Source organism: Psychrobacillus sp. OK032 (assembly GCF_900111345.1).
In the GTDB taxonomy this organism is placed as follows: domain Bacteria; phylum Bacillota; class Bacilli; order Bacillales_A; family Planococcaceae; genus Psychrobacillus.
Map to the genome: position 1 here is coordinate 58,316 of NZ_FOGY01000011.1, position 19,290 is coordinate 77,605.

The 19,290-nt window shown below is 37.1% G+C and carries 15 protein-coding genes; 14 read left to right on the forward strand and 1 reads right to left on the reverse strand.

The window, feature by feature from the left end; all coding sequences use genetic code 11:
- Positions 1-184 precede the first annotated feature (184 nt).
- A complete protein-coding gene (locus tag BMZ04_RS18950) occupies positions 185-1,747 on the reverse strand; it encodes an alkaline phosphatase family protein (protein ID WP_093275770.1) in 1,563 nt (520 codons plus the stop codon).
- A gap of 289 nt (positions 1,748-2,036) precedes the next feature.
- On the opposite strand from BMZ04_RS18950, the gene BMZ04_RS18955 reads away from it, so the two are divergent.
- The 14 genes from BMZ04_RS18955 (at position 2,037) to BMZ04_RS19015 (ending at position 19,283) form a co-directional block, all read left to right on the forward strand.
- Positions 2,037-3,323, forward strand: a complete 1,287-nt coding sequence (locus tag BMZ04_RS18955) for a glycosyltransferase family 2 protein (RefSeq protein WP_255368013.1) — start codon at positions 2,037-2,039, stop codon at positions 3,321-3,323.
- Positions 3,324-3,593: 270 nt separating this feature from the next.
- Positions 3,594-3,779 carry a TetR-like C-terminal domain-containing protein gene (locus BMZ04_RS22515; protein ID WP_255368022.1) on the forward strand — a complete coding sequence of 62 codons (186 nt, stop codon included), beginning with the start codon at positions 3,594-3,596 and terminating at the stop codon, positions 3,777-3,779.
- Between the two features lie 36 nt (positions 3,780-3,815).
- Entirely contained in the window at positions 3,816-4,868 is a 1,053-nt protein-coding gene (locus BMZ04_RS18960; RefSeq protein WP_093275775.1) for an LLM class flavin-dependent oxidoreductase, read from the forward strand.
- Between the two features lie 246 nt (positions 4,869-5,114).
- A complete protein-coding gene (locus BMZ04_RS18965; RefSeq protein WP_093275779.1) occupies positions 5,115-7,472 on the forward strand; it encodes a polyprenyl synthetase family protein in 2,358 nt (785 codons plus the stop codon).
- A 504-nt stretch (positions 7,473-7,976) separates the two neighbouring features.
- Positions 7,977-8,819 (forward strand): phosphate ABC transporter substrate-binding protein, encoded by an 843-nt coding sequence (locus BMZ04_RS18970; protein WP_093275781.1) that lies wholly within the window; start codon positions 7,977-7,979, stop codon positions 8,817-8,819.
- A 155-nt stretch (positions 8,820-8,974) separates the two neighbouring features.
- A complete protein-coding gene (pstC, locus tag BMZ04_RS18975) occupies positions 8,975-9,889 on the forward strand; it encodes a phosphate ABC transporter permease subunit PstC (protein WP_255368014.1) in 915 nt (304 codons plus the stop codon).
- 1 nt (position 9,890) lies between these two features.
- Positions 9,891-10,718 carry a phosphate ABC transporter permease PstA gene (gene pstA / locus BMZ04_RS18980; RefSeq protein ID WP_093275784.1) on the forward strand — a complete coding sequence of 276 codons (828 nt, stop codon included), beginning with the start codon at positions 9,891-9,893 and terminating at the stop codon, positions 10,716-10,718.
- An 81-nt stretch (positions 10,719-10,799) separates the two neighbouring features.
- On the forward strand, positions 10,800-11,570 hold the full coding sequence (gene pstB / locus BMZ04_RS18985) for a phosphate ABC transporter ATP-binding protein PstB (RefSeq protein WP_093275788.1): 771 nt from the start codon (positions 10,800-10,802) through the stop codon (positions 11,568-11,570).
- Between the two features lie 12 nt (positions 11,571-11,582).
- Entirely contained in the window at positions 11,583-12,242 is a 660-nt protein-coding gene (phoU, locus tag BMZ04_RS18990) for a phosphate signaling complex protein PhoU (protein ID WP_093275790.1), read from the forward strand.
- 555 nt (positions 12,243-12,797) lie between these two features.
- A complete protein-coding gene (locus tag BMZ04_RS18995; protein ID WP_093275794.1) occupies positions 12,798-13,304 on the forward strand; it encodes a YehS family protein in 507 nt (168 codons plus the stop codon).
- 611 nt (positions 13,305-13,915) lie between these two features.
- A complete protein-coding gene (locus BMZ04_RS19000; protein WP_093275797.1) occupies positions 13,916-15,301 on the forward strand; it encodes a sigma-54 interaction domain-containing protein in 1,386 nt (461 codons plus the stop codon).
- 222 nt (positions 15,302-15,523) lie between these two features.
- Positions 15,524-17,080, forward strand: coding sequence for a long-chain-fatty-acid--CoA ligase (locus BMZ04_RS19005; protein WP_255368015.1), 1,557 nt, complete (start codon positions 15,524-15,526; stop codon positions 17,078-17,080).
- A gap of 17 nt (positions 17,081-17,097) precedes the next feature.
- Positions 17,098-17,889 (forward strand): enoyl-CoA hydratase, encoded by a 792-nt coding sequence (locus BMZ04_RS19010; RefSeq protein ID WP_093275801.1) that lies wholly within the window; start codon positions 17,098-17,100, stop codon positions 17,887-17,889.
- Positions 17,890-17,924: 35 nt separating this feature from the next.
- Complete coding sequence (locus tag BMZ04_RS19015) at positions 17,925-19,283, forward strand: acetyl-CoA carboxylase biotin carboxylase subunit (protein WP_093275805.1); 1,359 nt, start codon at positions 17,925-17,927, stop codon at positions 19,281-19,283.
- Positions 19,284-19,290: the final 7 nt, after the last annotated feature.

The window sequence follows — 19,290 nt, forward strand, 5'->3', positions numbered from 1 at the left end:
ATCATTATGTATGATTCATAATCATATTTCGGTGGTGGTGGACGTCAGAAAGCATCTGGTTGTTCTTTAACAGATGAAGCATATAAGCAGCTTGTTGTTGGTTACTTTTCATTTAGTGCCAATAATTATATATACTAGGAAAGGAACTATGCCGATTATCTGACATAGTTCCTTTTAGTAGCGTTCATTTCATTAATTTAATTATCCATTCTTTAAAGTCCACGAGTCTATTGTATTCAGGTTTTTCTTGAGTCCCTGTAATTATAAGTGGGACAAGGGAATCGATTTTGTGTAATGAACCATGTGCTCCTCCTCCAGCATGGTCATGACTATGTTTTTCAATAAATTCATATTGTGGCTTTGCATCTACAATGATGAATCGACCTTCATGTGAATGTAGAGCACCATAAAGTCTTGCCAGACCATCTGGATAATCCCCATATTCGATATGCCCGCCGCTTTCAATCGATAAATTTAAAATCGAATGATCGCCTTTCAACTTCCATGATTGACCATACATATCTTTGTACGATCCTTCTGGAGAAAATATAAGTTCCTTATTGGATTGCGGAGAGATGACATAGTTTGTTTCTCCCTCTTTCCATGCAATAATGCCAATACGCTGATCCTTTCTTAATATCTTTACTACCTCTGAAAGCTCCACGTTTTCATCATTTAAGTTAATGTACGCCATTCGCTCGTTAATCGCGATTGCAATTTCGCCATTCGTGTTCTTACGTTCCCAAAAGGTATAGTCCTTCAATAAATCATTTAAATCTATGAGAGAATTGTTTTTATCTTTCATCACTGTAGATTGAGCGCTATCTCCATGAACAATCCAAATTGTCTGTTCAATTGCTTCCTCCCAAGTCGAATAAGAATTTAATAGTTCTTGAAGATGCTGATCTGCTTTTTCAATTGATCTTAAATCATTTGGCCCGTTTTTATGTAAATCCTTGTCTCCATCTGGCAGATAGGCGAGCGTAAATGCGGGCAATTTATTTTGTTCAATTAGAAATTTCAATTCGTTAACGGTAAATTGATTATTTACCCCCATTCTTGACCAAGCTAATTTGTGAAAATCATTTTCGGGATTATAGAGGGATAATGCTCCTAATGAAAGTAATGTGGGTCCGCTGATTTTAATATCATTCGGTAAAAGTCCCATTGTTGAAATTAGTTTTGGAACATTTAATTGGTGGTGGAAATTTCCACGATATAGAAGCCCATTTATAGAGGCTGATTGAATGTTATCGTTTGTGAGTTTTTCGTGAATGGTCTGAACACTTTTACTCAAATGTTCTTCGTTTAGATGGACGATACTGTCGAGCGCAACATTTTTCACTCCAAGACTCCATATTTCTCTTAAACCGCTGCCATAACTAATAATATGATTTTCATCTTCTTTAAACCAAATGAGTCCTGGAATCTTATGCTGATCGGCATAAGTACCTGTCAACAATGTACTATCAATTGTCACGGACATTGTAGGATATGAGCTAATTACTTCAGGGTGGAATTGTCCGTTGTTTATTAAAAATGAGAAGGCAGGGGCTTTTCCTTCTTGAATTCCTTTTTGGAGGGGCAGACTCATAAGAGAGTCGACTGTGATGAGAATGACTGGTTTTTGCGTTTTGTTTATAGCAGTTCCGTTTATATCTTTCGTAGGCGATATTGAAAAGGCTAATAGAAAAATGGCCATTAGAGTAATGAAAAATATAATCAATACGAGTATATTACGTTTCATGCTTTCACCCTTTCAAAGAATAATCCTTAGTATGGTTCGAATGGAAAAGGTGATACATCATATCAAGCTATTGATATTACATTGTCATATTTTTTAAATTCTAATATCTAACACTAAATGCTAAAATTTTACATAGAATTAACATAGCATTAATCCAATATGTAAATTGATGTAATATAATTGTTTCTTAAGGGTAGTCTAATGTGCTCGATACCTTTTGTAATACGCATAAATTTAGGGAAAGAAGCCGAAGAATGTTAAAAAAATCGTAACATCAGGGGGGATCGGCTTGGGCTCAGATGTATTAACTTTTATTAATGAATTTAATTTTTTTATGTTCCTATTATTTGCGGTGATGTATTCATATCAGATTGTGTACATGTTTGTTGCATTTAAGACCAAAAAAAATAAAAAGCCTGTGATGGAGAATGTCCATCCAAACAAATACTCAATAATCATCGCGGCTCGAAATGAAGAACTCGTAATCGGACAACTCATAAAAAGCATAAAAAACCAGAAGTATCCCAAAGAATTGATTGATATATTTGTTGTAGCAGACAACTGTACCGATGATACTGCGAAGGTTGCCAAGAGAGCCGGAGCAATCGTCAGGGAGCGCTTCAATAAGGCTAAGGTTGGAAAGGGATATGCTCTCGACTATATGATTAAAATTATCGAAAGTGAATATTCATTCAGAGAGTATGAAGGATATTTTGTGTTTGATGCGGACAATCTTCTTGATGAGAATTATATAGAGGAGATGAACAAGACTTTCAATCAAGGATATAGGGTAATTACCAGTTATAGAAACTCTAAGAATTATGATCAAAATTGGATTTCTGCCGGGTATGCACTCTGGTTCCTACATGAAGCTGAATATCTTAACCTCCCAAGGATGGTCCTTAACGCCAGTTGTGCAGTTTCCGGAACAGGATTTCTGGTACATGCAAATTTGATCAAAGACAATGGAGGGTGGGTCCACCATCTCCTTACCGAAGACATCGAGTTTTCTGTTTCTCAGATTATTAAAGGCGAAAAGATCGGATATTGTAGAAACGCCATGTTCTATGATGAGCAACCAGTCACCTTTGACCAGTCTTGGCATCAGAGATTACGTTGGGCGAAAGGGTTTTATCAGGTCTTTGGAAAATATGGCGGTGGTTTGGTACGAAATATTTTTCTTGGGAGACTTAACAAGTTCTCATGCTTCGATATGACGATGACGATTATGCCGGCCATGCTCGTCTCTAGTATTAGTATGATGGTGAATGGATTATTCTACCTAGCTGGCTTTTTGGGATTTTTTGATGGAAAAGAGATTATTCAAGCAACTACAGTGGAATTAATAAATTCCATTGGGTGGTATTATGGAATTTTGTTTACGCTTGGATTCATTACAACCTTGACAGAATGGAAAAAAATACATTGTTCTGGTTGGAAAAAGATTGCTTATACATTCACTTTTCCATTCTTTATGTTTACTTATATTCCTATTTCTATCGTTGCTCTTTTTAAGAAAGTGGAATGGAAACCGATTGCTCACACAGTGGTGAAATCACTTGATGATGTACGGTAATGGGAAGATTGCCGAAAAGCTTTATTAGTTACACTTATTTATAATAATATAGCCCCAATTGTTAGTCATGGTAACTAACAATTGGGGTTATTCTCGTTTTAAGAAAGTATTTTAACGAGATGTGTACCCTGCATCTGCGTGAATAGTTGTACCTGTTACATAAGTAGATGCATCCAAGCTAACCATTCGTAAACCCTATGCAAATCATGATAAAGTGAATATGAGAGAAATGCAGGCAGAGGACATATCTTTGCTTCAAATAGAAAAGCTATTTATGAATTTTTAGAGGAAACTAAATTGGAACAAAAATGGCTGTATGTTTATCAGGCCCATGGAGTAGCAGCAGTTATTTTACGTTGGATCGAAGATGGTTTTCAAGAATCACCGCTATATATGGCAGAGCAGATCATTGCTTTAATGATTACTGGGACAGATATTTTTTATGTGAAAGAATAATAAGAGTTATTAACTAGTTATAGGGAGAGAATTAATATGGAAATTGGAATCACTACATTTGTAGAAACAACGCCAGATGTTGAAACCGGGAAAGTAATTAGTCATGCGGAGCGCATTCGCGAAGTTATAGAAGAAATTGTATTAGCGGATCAAGTAGGATTAGATGTATTTGGTGTAGGCGAACATCATCGGAAAGATTATGCCGCTTCTGCACCTGCGGTAATACTCGCTGCGGCAGCGTCTCAGACAAAGCGGATTAGACTAACAAGCGCGGTAACGGTTCTATCTTCAGATGATCCAGTACGAGTATTCCAGGAATTTGCTACGCTTGATGCGATTTCAAATGGTCGTGCAGAGATTATGGCTGGTCGAGGCTCTTTTATCGAGTCTTTTCCCCTATTTGGGTATGACTTAAAGGATTATGATGAATTATACAATGAAAAGTTGGATTTATTGTTAAAAATACGGGAATCAGAAATGGTTACTTGGAACGGAGAGCATCGAGCAACGATTCAAAATCGAGGCGTTTATCCACGTCCTGTTCAAGACCCTCTACCTGTTTGGATTGCGAGTGGTGGAACTCCACAATCTGTTGCTCGTGCAGGTGTTCTTGGATTACCGCTCGTTTTAGCGATTATAGGAGGAAGTCCACTTCAGTTCGCACCACTTGTACAACTTTATAAGAATGCAGCAAAGCAAGCAGGACATGACATTTCGAAGCTGACAGTCGCATCGCACTCGCACGGATTCGTTGGAGAAAGTACCGATAGTGCGGTGGAAAAATTTTTCCCATCGACCCAGGCGGCTATGAATGTCTTAGGAAGGGAACGAGGGTGGGGTCCGTATACTCTTGCTACGTTTGATAGTGCTCGTAGCCTAGAAGGAGCTTTATATGTGGGGGATGCGAAAACAGTTGCTGAAAAAATTATTTTCCTTCGTAAAAATGTGGGTATCACACGTTTTATGCTTCACGTTCCAGTAGGCTCTATGCCACATCATGAAGTGTTAAAAGCAATCGAACTTCTTGGAAAAGAAGTAGCGCCATTAGTTCGAGCTGAAATAGAACGCTGGGAAGCGGAAGAGCAATAAAAGTCTTAAGGTGAATTTATAGACGACGATAAGAAAAAGGCTTGATTCTACTGAAATGGAATCAAGCCTTACGTGTTTACATATATGAGTTAATTTTCTTCAATTGTATAAAACTTGAATGCAAAGAGATTTAACATCTTGTTGCCTTTTATGAAATTGATCATATAAATAGGTTTTTTGAAGAATAAATTATTAATTGGTTAGTATTGTATTAAGAGAGAACATAAAGTGAAGGTGTGTTGTAGAATGATCAAGGAGTTATTAATAAATGCTGATGAATGTTATCGGCAAGCCGAGCAAAAAGCTGTACACTATTTTAAATCACTTTATGAGCAAGTTGAACAAAAGTCTTATGTCACCGCATTAACAGAAGATATTCGATTGTGGAGACGCAATCATATTCATAATTATTCCTTATTTTCACGTAGAAAAAGAAAACCTGATCCTCGACAGTATCACCATTATATCCAATGGCTAAATTACACAGGTAAACTTGATAATTACCTCGATCGAAGCATCTCCTATATTTTTATGCGGGATTTGAGCAAATCACTTAGTTCACCTGATACGCTAAACAGAATTGGAAGCATCGTAGACGGTTTAAAAAAAGACCTAACTAAAGAAAATAAAAATGAGACATTTAGTATGGCAGGGTTGTATCGTCTTGCCCAGAAAGAAGGAGTGGAATCTGGCCTAATTTGGGTGCTAAACAAGCTAAAGATTGTATCCGAAAGCATTCCAAAAGAGATGGATGCTGAGCACGCCCAGAGAAAGCTAATTAAAATAATTGCTGGTGTTATTATGCAAGAAATTGAAGAGATGAAGGATGAGACGACCTCTGAGGAACGTACTAGGAGACTCGATAAGGCTATTAGGCTTGGCTATTCATATGGACTAACTTATCCATTTATTGATGATCTTCTCGATGCGAAGATTTTATCAGATGAAGAGGAAAAACAATATACCGATTTAATACGTACTACACTTATCACTGGTACCGTACCAGAATTAGGTGATTGGAATGGAAATAATGTGGAATTAATCACATATATTCATTCGGAACTTCGTGATGCTTTTGAGTATATTAAGGGCCATCAGCAACAAGAGACAAGAACGGGTTTTTTAGAGCAATCTTATGTGTTTTTTAATTCCCAAGAAGTGGACCGTGTAAAGGATTTATCTAATGCAACCTATACGAATGAAGAGCTGTATATACCAGTCATATTAAAATCTTCCTCTTCCCGATTAATTGTTCGTTCAGTAATCGGTGCTTCTGAAGATAAGGAATTGGACAGCCGAACGTTTTTTTATGGTATTTATAATCAGTTGGCGGATGATTTTGCAGATATGTTCGATGATCTACAGGATGGTGCGGTAACACCCTATACCTATTATTTAAAATATCACGAGACACGTTCAGATCTCATAAATCCCTTTGAAATGTATTGGACGGTTATTTCTAATTTAATTCATAATGTGTATAACTCAGATAGGAAGACTTGTGAGGTTATATTGGATCGAGCTATCAACGGACTGAAACGCTATAAAGAGCGAGTGGGAACAAAAACATACAACGAAGTGATGGGGATATTTGCTAGTGGAAATCCTACATTCAATAAACTTATTCAAAATATGGTTCGAAAAGCAGATGATGTAGATTTCCTCGATAAACTGCTCCGCGATCATATGATTACTATTTTAAAAAATGAACGAATAGAAAAAGAAGAATTTATAAATACAATCAAAAAGTTACGTCATCAAATAAACGACATATTAAATATTCCTAAAACAGAAAATATGTTTTTAACGGAAGAGCAGATTATTGATGCTGCAAATTATAGTCTAGAAGGTGAAGGGAAACGTTTAAGACCTATAGTGGCTTGGTTCATGGGTGTTAACGCCTATGGATTAAATAGTTCAGAAATCGAGCCACTATTAAAATCATTAGAATATATGCATACTGCATCATTGATATTTGATGATTTGCCATCCCAGGATAATGCATCCACTCGAAGGGGGCGTCCGACACTTCATGAAATGTATAGCATTGCAGTTGCCGAATTAACCGGTCTATTTCTTACCCAAAAGGCTGTAGAGGAACAGGCATCTCTTCAACAGTTCGATTCGAAGACTGTACTTAATCTCATAAAATATTCAGCTCAAACTACAGCAAATATGTGTAGAGGGCAAACGATGGACTTGGGTTCCAAAGGGAAACAACTCACACTGGAACAGTTGAATATGATGTGTTTTTATAAGACAGGAATAGGCTTCGAAGCTTCTTTAATCATGCCTGCAATTCTAGCAGAGGCAAATGAAGTAGAAATGGATGCTTTGAAAAAATTTGCCCGTCATGCAGGCGTTGCATTCCAGATTAAGGATGATCTCCTGGATGTTGAAGGAGATACTACTTTACTCGGAAAACCTACAGGCAAGGATGCAGAAAATAATAATTCCACCTTCGTTTCAATATTGGGGCAGGAAGGTGCCAAAAAAGAGATGTGGGAAAATTATTGTACTGCAGTGGAGGCATTGCAAGAAGTGCCACGCAATACACCATTCTTAAAGCATTTATTGGACTATATTATTAATCGTGATCATTAAGTGATGGGTAAAACAAAAAGAGCTGGAAAATTCATAGTTGAATTTTCCGGCTTTTTATTATTGTTCTTAATAAATATGAAACCAAATATATAATGAAGGATGAATGTGAAATAATTGGAAAGTCATATATTAACGATTTAAACTCACCCTAAGATATCAATCATTCACTAAATTTTAAAAATATTTAACATTAAATATCTTGTTTTTAATAATCTTTACAAAACCTTTACAATTATAGTATCAAAAATTTACACTGAGCATTTATTCTAGCATTAGACAAAATACGACATAAAGTGATACATCCATCCGTGGGATTTCTTCATCCCACGGATGGGGAAATTAAACCCAGGCAATACAACACAATGTCCAAGGAAGGCAATCTAAATTCACAGCGATCTTCGACAACGATTGCATGACCCAAATCCTGTGGACCTCAATGCTTGAGTTACCAACATCCTGTTAAACCGGGATAAAAATTCCTAACATATTACTTGGAGGTAAGAAATGATCAGATTGAAAAAAATAAAAATGGGATTATTAATACTGTCAACACTCACTGTACTATCTGCGTGTAATAACAATGATAGTGATGGTACGCAAGCGCCCGATGGTAGTGGTGCTACAGTATCTATCTCAGGATCTACATCTGTAGGGCCGCTAGCTGAGAAATTAGCAGCGAAATATTCAGAGACAGATAATACGAACATTGAAATAAATCAAATTGGTTCTTCTGCAGGAATTACCAATGCTACCAGTGGAGTGTCGGAGATAGGGATGTCTTCGCGTGATCTAAAAGAAGAAGAAATAGCGAATGGCTTGAATGAAGTGGTTATAGCTTATGATGGAATTGTAGTAGTAACTCATCCAAGTAACAAAGTTAAAGATCTTACGATGGAGCAAGTTAAGCAGATCTTTACGGGTGAAGTGACAAATTGGAAAGAACTAGGTGGAAATGATATGGAAATCGTAGTGGTCTCTCGAGAGGATGGATCAGGTTCCCGTGATGCATTCCAAGAAATCGTTGACTACAGCTCTGGTGAATTAGTAAGAAACTCAATAATCGCAAGCGGTAATGGGAATATTAAAACAACAGTTGCGAACAATAAACATGCAGTTGGTTTTATCTCTTTTGAATATATAGATGAATCGATTTCAACAATCGATATCCATGGTGTGGAAGCAAATGCAGAGAATGTTTTACAAGGAAAGTATAGCTTGTCTAGACCGTTCTTGTTTGTATATAAAGAAGGGAAATTAACAGACGCTGGACAACGATTTATAGATTTTATTTTAAGTGAAGATGGACAACTCATTGCTGCAGAAGCAGGAGCAATACCAGTAAAGTAAATAATATCTAACTTCTGCGGAGCTTAACGAAGAGAAGCGGAAGCAATGTTTTTCCTGCGGAGCTGAACGAAGAGAAGCGGAAGCAAATACGCCGAGGCGTATTTGATAAGGAAGACAACAACATAATCTTTTACGGAATTTTGGAGGAATAAAGAGTGTCTATCCCAACAACTAATAAGCAGGCCGTAGATATCGGTAAATCAAATAAAAGGAAGTATATGCTAGAGAAGCTATCTTCAAGAATATTCTTGATTTGTGCACTTCTCTCGGTAATAACTTTATTGTTAATCATTGGATTTGTATTTTATAAAGGAGCTCATCCCTTTGTAGCAGAGGGCTATAGCTTTATAGATTTTATTTTTGGTACGGATTGGGTGCCGAGTGAAGATAAATTCGGTATATTCCCTATGATTGTTGCATCCATTTTTGCAACAATTGGATCATTAATTATTGGAGTTCCTATTGGCTTATTTACAGCTATCTTTTTAGCAGAAATTGCTTCTAAAAGGTTAGCCAAAATTATTTCACCAGCAATTCAGTTGCTAGCGGGTATCCCGTCTGTACTATATGGTGTATTTGGACTCGCAATCATTGTTCCATTTTTACAAGATACGTTTGGTTTAGTGAAAGGACAGAGCTTAATAGCTGTAATTCTAGTACTTGCAATCATGATGTTACCAACCATTGTGACTGTAGCAGAGACAGCGATTCGTGCAGTTCCACAAACATATCGCGAAGGATCATACGCGCTAGGTGTATCGCAAATTGGGACAATTTTTAAAGTCATTGTACCAGCAGCTAAATCAGGTATTATGACGGCAATCGTATTAGGTTTAGGTCGCGCAATAGGGGAAACGATGGCAGTTATCTTAGTAGCTGGAAATAGTTTAATCGTTCCAACTAGCTTAACGGATAGTGTTCGTCCACTAACGACAAACATTGCATTAGAAATGGGTTATGCGTTTGGTACTCATCAAGAAATGTTATTTGCAACGGGAATTGTTTTATTCTCATTTATATTGATTTTGAATTTTGTATTAGCAAAAATAAGTTCGAAGGGAGGTAACTAAGATGAGACAATTTAAAGATAACTTGTTTCGTGGGCTTTTATGGTTATCAGCTTTCTTATCAGTTGCCATCCTCGTTATGATCGTTGGATTTATCTTTTATAAAGGGATTGGTTTGATTAGCCTTGAATTCATCTTTGGAGATTATTCTCCTACTGGTGGTGGTGGTATTTGGCCAATGATCATAACAACTATATACACGGTTCTTATTTCATTAGTCATTGCAACTCCTATCGGAATATTAGCAGCTGTTTATTTACAAGAGTATGCTAAACAAGGGCGATTAGTTAGACTAATACGCTTTGCAACAGAAAGTTTAACAGGGATTCCCTCCATTATTTATGGTTTGTTTGGAGCGGTATTCTTTGTAACAACTTTAAAATTAGGTATGTCGATTCTAGCTGCTTCTTTAACCTTAACGATTATAGTATTACCTGTAATCATTCGAACAACGGAAGAAGCATTAAAAACAGTGCCACGTTCGTATCGAGAAGGTTCCTTAGCGCTTGGAACAACAAAATTACAAACATTATATAAAGTGATTTTACCAAGTTCCATGCCGGGAATTTTATCTGGTATTATTCTTTCAGTCGGACGAATTGTTGGAGAATCAGCTGCAATATTCTTAACTGCTGGAACAGTAGCAGCTATGCCAGATAGTATTCTATCATCAGCTAGAACGTTAACTGTTCATTCTTATTTAGTAACACAAGAGTCTGGTGACATTGAACTTGCTGCGGCAGTAGGTATTGTCTTAATAATAATTATTTTAGCGATTAATCTTTCAGCAACATATATTTCGAAAAAATTTAACAAAGCAACCAATAAATAAGCGTATGTTAAATGATGCTTAATAATAGAACATGCTGAGCTAACGACCAAAAAAATTCAAGTAGGGAAGGTATTTTAGCATATGGAGCAAAGTAAAGAAAGTACATCGATAATTAATGTAAGAGATTTAAATCTATTTTATGGTGAGAAACAAGCTTTATTCGGAGTTGATCTTGCTATTCTTGAAAAAGAGGTTACTGCTTTAATCGGTCCTTCGGGTTGTGGTAAATCGACTTTTTTACGAACACTAAATCGTATGAATGATTTAATTGATGGTGTGAAAATTACAGGTGATATTGTCATTGATCATGAAGACATTTATAAAACAAATGATGTTATCAAATTACGAACAAAAGTGGGAATGGTATTTCAAAAACCAAACTTGTTTCCAATGAGTATTTATGACAATGTTGCCTATGGACCAAGAATGCAAGGCATAAAAAATAAAAAAGAATTAAATAAAATTGTGGAAGACAGTCTGCGCAGTGCAGCAATTTGGGATGAAGTACAAGATCGTCTTAAAACATCAGCACTTGGTTTGTCCGGCGGTCAGCAACAACGTGTGTGTATTGCTCGTGCTATTGCAATGAAACCAGATATTATCTTAATGGACGAGCCTACATCAGCATTAGATCCAATATCTACGTTAAAAATAGAAGAATTAATTACAAATATGAAAAAAGATTATACGATTGTTATTGTTACACATAACATGCAACAAGCAGCAAGAGTCTCCGATAAAACAGCCTTTTTCTTAAACGGAGAAGTAGTTGAATATGATGATACGGATAACATTTTCTCTACACCACAGGATCAAAGAACAGAAGATTATGTAACAGGTCGATTCGGATGATGGAGGTAACAAATGGGAGTTCGTGTTAATTTCGAGAATAATTTAGAGGAATTAAAAAGTAAGATCACCGAAATGGGTGAACTATCAGTTGTTGCCTTAGAAAGAGCTTTTAAGGCATTAAAAACACAAGATGTGGAAATTGCTTTAAAAGTTATTGAGGGAGATACTGCAATTGATAACCTTGAAATGGATGTTAATCAGTTCACAGTATGGATTATGGCAAAAGAAGCACCTGTTTCGAGAGATTTACGCGAAATTATTGGTATACTTAAAATTTCATCTGAAATTGAACGGGTTGCGGATTTTGCTGTGAATATTGCAAAAGCCACGATCAAGATTGGTAATACAGAATCTTTACTAGGAATTACGAATCTAGAGAAGATGAAAGATGTATCGATTGATATGCTCCGAAAAGCACTACAATCTTTTTTAGAGGAAAATATCCTACTTGCTAAAGAAGTTGGTGACTTAGAGGATGAAGTGGATCAATATAGTGGTCAAACATATAAAACACTTACCACTTATTTAAGTGAACATCCAGAACAAACTAATCAGCTTGTACAATTATTATTTGTAAATCGTTTTCTTGAAAGAACAGCTGACCATGTAACAAATATCGCTGAAAGCACAGCATATTTGATGAAAGGTCAAATATACGATTTCAATTCGTAACACTTAGAAAACTGAATAAAAACTGGAGGAGAAAATGAATAATTTTCTCCTCCAGTTTTTTTATTCGGCGGATGTCACAGTCTTTGAAAGGAATCGATGAAGGAAATTTAAGTCCGCCGCGTCCTGCTCCTGCGCAAAGCTCGTCGCAAAAGTTCTGTGCTCCTGCGCAAAGCTCGTCGCAAAAGTTCTGTGCTCCTGCGCAAAGCTCGTCGCAAAAGTTCTGTGCTCCTGCGCAAAGCTCGTCGCAAAAGTTCTGTGCTCTTGCGCAAAGCTCGTCGCAAAAGTTCTGTGCTCTTGCGCAAAGCTCGTCGCAAAAGTTCTGTGCTCTTGCGTAAAGCTCGTCGCAAAAGTTCTGTGCTCCTGCGTAAAGCTCGTCGCAAAAGTTCTGATAGTTGAATTCAGGGAACTATGTAATTAGTTAAGTTTTTGCAGTATTCTGTTTCAACTGTTTTAATAGGTGTATTTACGTTTTCTCTGCTATAATTTATAAACTATAGCTGTCATCTTAAACTTTTTGAAATGGCTGGTCATTAGGCAATATTAGGAGGCTTTAAAATGGATAACAACGATATATTAATTCGACTAAGATACGCATTAGATATAAAAAACAAAGATATGATTGAGATATTTAATCTTGGTGGTATAGAAGTAACGAAAGAAGAGCTACCAAAAATACTCACAAAATCAAAAGATGAATATGACGATGAAGTTGATGTAGAAGAAACCGATGATCAAATAAAATGCACGCATAAGATGTTAGATTCCTTTTTAAACGGCTTTGTTACATTTAAAAGAGGTAAACAAGATCCAAAACCAGGACAACCTGAAAATCCTGCACCTCCCGAGAAGAGTGCTAATAATATGCTCCTAAAGAAATTAAAAGTAGCGCTACAATTAACAACAGAAGATATGATAGAAATATTAGATGAAGGTGGAATTATCGTATCAAAAGGGGAGCTAGGAGCAATCCTACGTAAAGAAGGACATCGAAATTATAAAGTGTGTGGGGATAATTTTGCGCGTAAATTTTTAAGAGGATTAGCTGTAAAACATCGAGAATAAGCGAGCGGAGAAACAGGGGAAGATTAAAATCTTCACCCTGTTTTTTATGTTCGCATTATAGGGATAATGTGTCGCAGTTATTGTCGTCTAAACGAAATACTGCACCGTATAGAGATACTGCTTCGTACGGTTAGGATCTGCGGGTCTGTCGTGTTGAGCGGTCTTTTTGTCGCGCTCGGAGTAATCTTTGTCGTGTTGGAAGGATAGTTTGTCGGGTTCGCAGTGGATTCTGTCTCGTCCAACCATTTATTGGATATAGCACGGCGTAACTTATAGCTTAAAGGCTGATAAGTAAGCGATTTCTATTGATTTTCGCTGCAGGGGGCGACTCCAGCTGGATGAGTGAGCAAAATGATTCTTCACAACGTACGCGTAAGCGGCGGTGAATGCTCATCGCTTACCCGGCGGAAAGCGTCCGACTGCAGCGAAAATCTTAGCGGACATTGTTTAAGACGCAGTATCCCAATATTGCGTGAACTATCCATTTACAATGGTAGTTTTTTTATTAAAATGTCTCCAAGCGAAAAATGAAACATCCTTTTCTCGAAAATTCCGTTATCATATAAGATATGGGGAGTAAGGGGATTTAGAGGGAGAAAGGGGAAATAAATATGGTATCTGGACAATTATTCAATCATAAATTACTCGATGTCGTATTTGAAAATGCAAACTATGGAACAATCATTATCGATAATAACGGAAAAATACAATATATTAGCAATAAATATTGCGAGTTTTTGGAAGTAGATAGAGAAGATTTAATAGGTGGATATATTGTTGATTTTATTGAAAACACAAGATTACATCTTGTCGTTCAAACAGGAAAATCGGAAATGGGAGATTTACAATTTCTACGAGGGAGTTTTGTCATTACGAATCGTATCCCGATTTTTGATGATAAGGAAATAATCGGTGCAATAGGAACTATCATTTTTCGAGATTTAGATGATTGGAAGAAAATGAATAGCCATATTAAAGACTTATTGGCAAGGAACAATTTGTATACGCCCGAGGTAGATCAAGCAAATGGGGCAAGGTATTCTTTACATGATTTAATCGGAAACTCGCATGAAATGAACGAATTAAAAGAACGTGTGAAAAGAGTAGCCGGTGGAGATATCTCAGTATTGATAAGGGGCGAAAGCGGGACAGGTAAAGAAATAATTGCGCAAAGTATTCATCAACTGAGTACTCGTAGTACTAAACCATTCGTTAGTGTGAATTGTGGGTCTATCCCAGAGCATTTAATCGAGTCGGAACTGTTCGGTTATGAAGAAGGTGCCTTTACGGGAGCTAAGAAAGGTGGAAAAGTTGGGAAGTTTCGGAGTGCCGATGGAGGAACTATTTTTCTAGATGAAATTGGTGACATGCCACTGCATATGCAAGTCAAATTATTAAGGGTCCTACAAGAAAGGGAATATGAACCGGTAGGATCCCTTCAACCTAAAAAAGTGAATGTCCGAGTGATTGCAGCTACAAACCGACCTTTGGAGAAAATGATCGAAAATAGGGAATTTCGGGAGGACTTATATTATAGGATAAACGCAATTCAATTAGTAAGCCCTCCTTTACGGGAAAGAACGGAAGATATCCCACTTCTTATTCAACATTTTTTTGAAAAAGCAAAAGCCCGAATCGGAAAACGGGTGAATTCCATACACAACGACGTATACGAATTGTTTAAAAAATATAGTTGGCCAGGAAATATAAGGGAGCTGGAAAATGTAATGGATGCAGGTGTCCATTTATCAAATGAGGAATTTTTGGATATCGATGCCTTGCCGGAATATATAAAAAGAGATTCTGAAAATATAAGAAGAGATTCTGAAAAAATACAAAAGAAAACATTAAAAGAATTAGTAGAAGAAACGGAAAAAGAAGAAATTGAAAGAACGTTAAAGAATTGTAAATTCGATAAAAATAAGGCGGCAGAAGCCCTTGGAATTAGCAATTCGACCATATATGAGAAAATTAAAAAGTATGGTATCACTGAGTAATATAAAAAATCCAGATTATCGGAAAATCCTCCGGTATTCCGGATTTTTTTATTTTACTGAAATTCTAGTAAGTTACACCATACAATTAATGTTTTCCGACAATTCGGAAATATTAATATTCAATTAATCGAAAAAATGATTCCAAGTAGCGAAAACTCACGTTTTTTAAACTTGGCACGATTCTTGCTTATATAAAAGAGACAAACGAAAGGAGGAATTTCATTGGACGTTGGACTTATTACTAGAAAAATGGCGAATGTGTTAAATGACAACCATCATGAAAAAATAGCAATAAAGGAAGAAATGGGTAAAGCATGGACATACAAAGAACTCCATACTATATCAAATGCATACGCGAATAAGCTTCTTGAACTAGGAGTCCAAAAAGGAGATCGAGTTGGCGTATTGCTTTACAATTGCCTGGAATATTTCGGTTTGTATTTTGCAATTGCAAAAATCGGTGGAATTGCTGTTCGTCTTAATTTTCGACTTTCGAGTGCAGAATTAGAATATGCATTAAACGATTCCCAAACGAAAATATTATGCTTCCATTCTAATTTGGTAACTGAACTGGGGGAAATTCGTCATCAGGTTTCCGTAGAACAGTACATATGCCTAAAAAGTGATGAGGATATAATTCCGGAATGGTCTAAACCATGGAGTCTATTAGAAAGCGGCCCAGCGGATGAAGTACCGGATATTAATATTAAATTGAGTGATCCAGTCATGTTGATGTATACGTCAGGTACAACTGGTAGACCAAAAGGCGCGATTTGGACGCATGACATGACACTTTGGTTTTCTGCCATGCAATCCTTGAAATGGAAGTTTACAGGACAGGAAATTGGCATGACGACAGGTCCACTTTATCATGTAGGTGCGATGGAAGATATTGGACTTCCGATACTATTGATGGGTGGAACACTTGTCATTACAAATAGCCAAGGATTTAAGATTGATAGAATCCTATCCGTAATTGAACAAGAAAAAGTGACGGATTGTTTCTTATTCCCATTTATGATTTATGAAATGTTGAATTACGATGATCTCGATTCATATCACTTGAAAAATTTAAAAACGATTTACACAGGCGGTGATCCATTATTGCCTTCTGCACTTGAACAATTAAAAAAGAAATATCCTAATGTTGGGGTTGTTCAAGTGTATGGATTGACAGAAGGTACACCAATTGCAGCATCGCTTGATCCACAAGATGCTTTTACAAAAGGACAAACAGTCGGAAAGCCAATGCCACTTACGGAGATTAACATCTTGGATGACGAAGGAAACCTATTACCAGCTGGTAAAGTGGGAGAAATCGCCATTAAAAGTCCTGCAGTTTCGGTAGGATATTGGCGAAAACCCGAAGCGACGATGGAGACGTTTGTAAATGGCTGGTGTAAAACAGGCGATTTAGGCGTGTTCGACCAAGATGGATACTTAACGATTGCAGGTAGGAAAAAAGATATGATTCGAAGTGGCGGAGAGAATATTTATGCTGCTGAAATTGAAGATGTTTTATACCGTCATGACGAGATAAAGGAAGTCTCCGTCATTGGTATACCCGATTCCAAGTTTATTGAAGCTGTTTGTGCTGTTGTCGTAAAAAAGGAAGGCTCGAACTTAACCGAAGAGGATGTAGTTAGTCATTGTGTGAAAAGTTTAGCAAGCTATAAAAAACCTAGAAAAGTTATTTTCGTAGATGAATTACCACGAACACCATCCGGCAAAATTCAAAAATTTGTTTTACGACAAGACTATAGTGAAGTAAAAATATAAAAAGAGGTGCTAGAACGATGCAAAAAGTCCAAGTTGTTTCATGGTCGTTACAACAGAATATCGCACAAATTGTCATCGATAATCCACCTGTAAATGTCTTAAGCGCAGATGTTATTGAACAATTGAATACAGTCGTGGATGAAATCGAAAGAGATTCTAACGTAAAGGTAGTCGTTTTAACAGGTGCAGGCGAAAAGGCGTTTGTAGCTGGTGGGGATATTAAAGGGTTTCCAGAATGGATTGGAAAAGGAGTCGAAGAAGCGAAGCAAAAATCGCTTTGGCTTCAAGAACCACTTAATAAGATTGAACAGTTACCTCATCCGACTATTGCGGCTATTAACGGTCTTGCCCTTGGTGGGGGATGCGAACTCGCTTTAAGCTGTGATATCCGAGTTGCGGAGGAACATGTACAGATCGGTCTTCCAGAAGTTAAATTGGGATTATTTCCTGGTGCTGGTGGGACGCAAAGGTTACCACGGTTAATAGGAAAAGCAAGAGCGAAAGAAATGATTTTTACCGGTGAGCCTATCTCGGCAGAAGAGGCAGAACGAATCGGACTTGTAAATCACGTTGTTCCGAAGGGGAAAGCTTTGGAGAAGGCGTTAGAAATCGCAAGTAAAATTAGTAATTATTCTTCACTTCCCATAACTTTTGCGAAGCGTTCAATTGATGATGGATATGAACAACCCCTTAATGAAGGTCTAGTCACCGAAGCCAGCTATTTTGGTGATGTTTTTCAAACGAAGGATGTTAAAGAAGGCGTTGAAGCTTTTATACAAAAACGAAAACCTAATTTTACGGATCAATGATGAATATATAAAGAAACTTAAAAGGAGCGATGTATATGTTTTCAAAAATATTGATAGCCAATCGTGGGGAAATTGCATTAAGAATAATCCGAACTTGTAAAAATCTTGGTATTCAAACGGTTGCCATCTATTCAGAGGCTGATGCGGAGTCTTTATTCGTTCGACAAGCAGATGAAGCGTATTGCGTAGGAAAGTCACCTGTCAATCAAAGTTATTTAAATACTGACGAAATTATTCGTGTTGCGAAAGAAAGTGGAGCAGAAGCCGTGCATCCCGGGTACGGTCTTTTATCAGAGAACGCGGCATTTGCGCGGAGATGTGTAGAAGCAGGACTTGTATTCATCGGACCTTCATCGGATATTATCGCTTCTATGGGAAGCAAAATCGAAGCACGTAAAATGATGAAAGAAGCCGGTGTTCCGATCGTTGAGGGTATCGATACTGCTTTGGATAATATAGATCAAGCAAAAGAAGCAGGTAGAGAGATTGGCTATCCACTGATGCTCAAGGCATCCGCTGGAGGTGGTGGAATTGGTATGCAACTCGTTAACTCCGAGGAAGAACTATTAAAAGCATTCGAAGGAAATAAAAAACGTGCAGAATCATTCTTTGGTGATGGAACGATGTTCATAGAAAAATATATCGCCGAACCACATCATATTGAAGTACAAATTCTAGCGGATACGCATGGAAATGTCATTCCACTTTGGGAAAGAGAATGCTCTATCCAGCGTAGAAACCAAAAAGTAGTGGAAGAAGCACCTTCTCCATTTATCAGTGAAGAAACACGTAAACGTATGCTAGATGCTGCCGTGCAAGCCGCAAAGCATATTGGGTATTCCAATGCGGGAACAATTGAGTTTTTAGTAGACAGCGACCAAAATTTCTACTTCTTGGAGATGAATACAAGACTACAAGTGGAGCATCCCGTTACAGAAGAAATTACTGGTCTTGATCTAGTAGAACAACAGTTGAAAGTGGCGTATGGAGAACGTTTATCTCTTACACGTGAAGAAGTTCAACTAAAAGGACATGCGATTGAAGTGCGTATCTATGCAGAAGATCCTAAAACATTTTTCCCTTCACCTGGAAAGATAACTGAATTTCAGCTACCACAAGGTGAAGGTATTCGTAATGAGTGCGCGATAGAAGCTGGTTCGCAAGTGACACCATACTACGACCCAATGATTGGCAAACTGATCGCTTGGGGAGAAACACGTAGTGAAGCATGTACTCGAATTAAAGAAGCACTTGAAAATTATAAAGTGGAAGGTATTAAAACAAATATTCCAATGCTCATTGAAACGGTCAGCCACGAACAATTTTTAGCGGGATATACAACAACTGATTTTGTGAATAAATATTACTTACCTCAAAAAGCAGCAGCAAAATAAGGAGGAC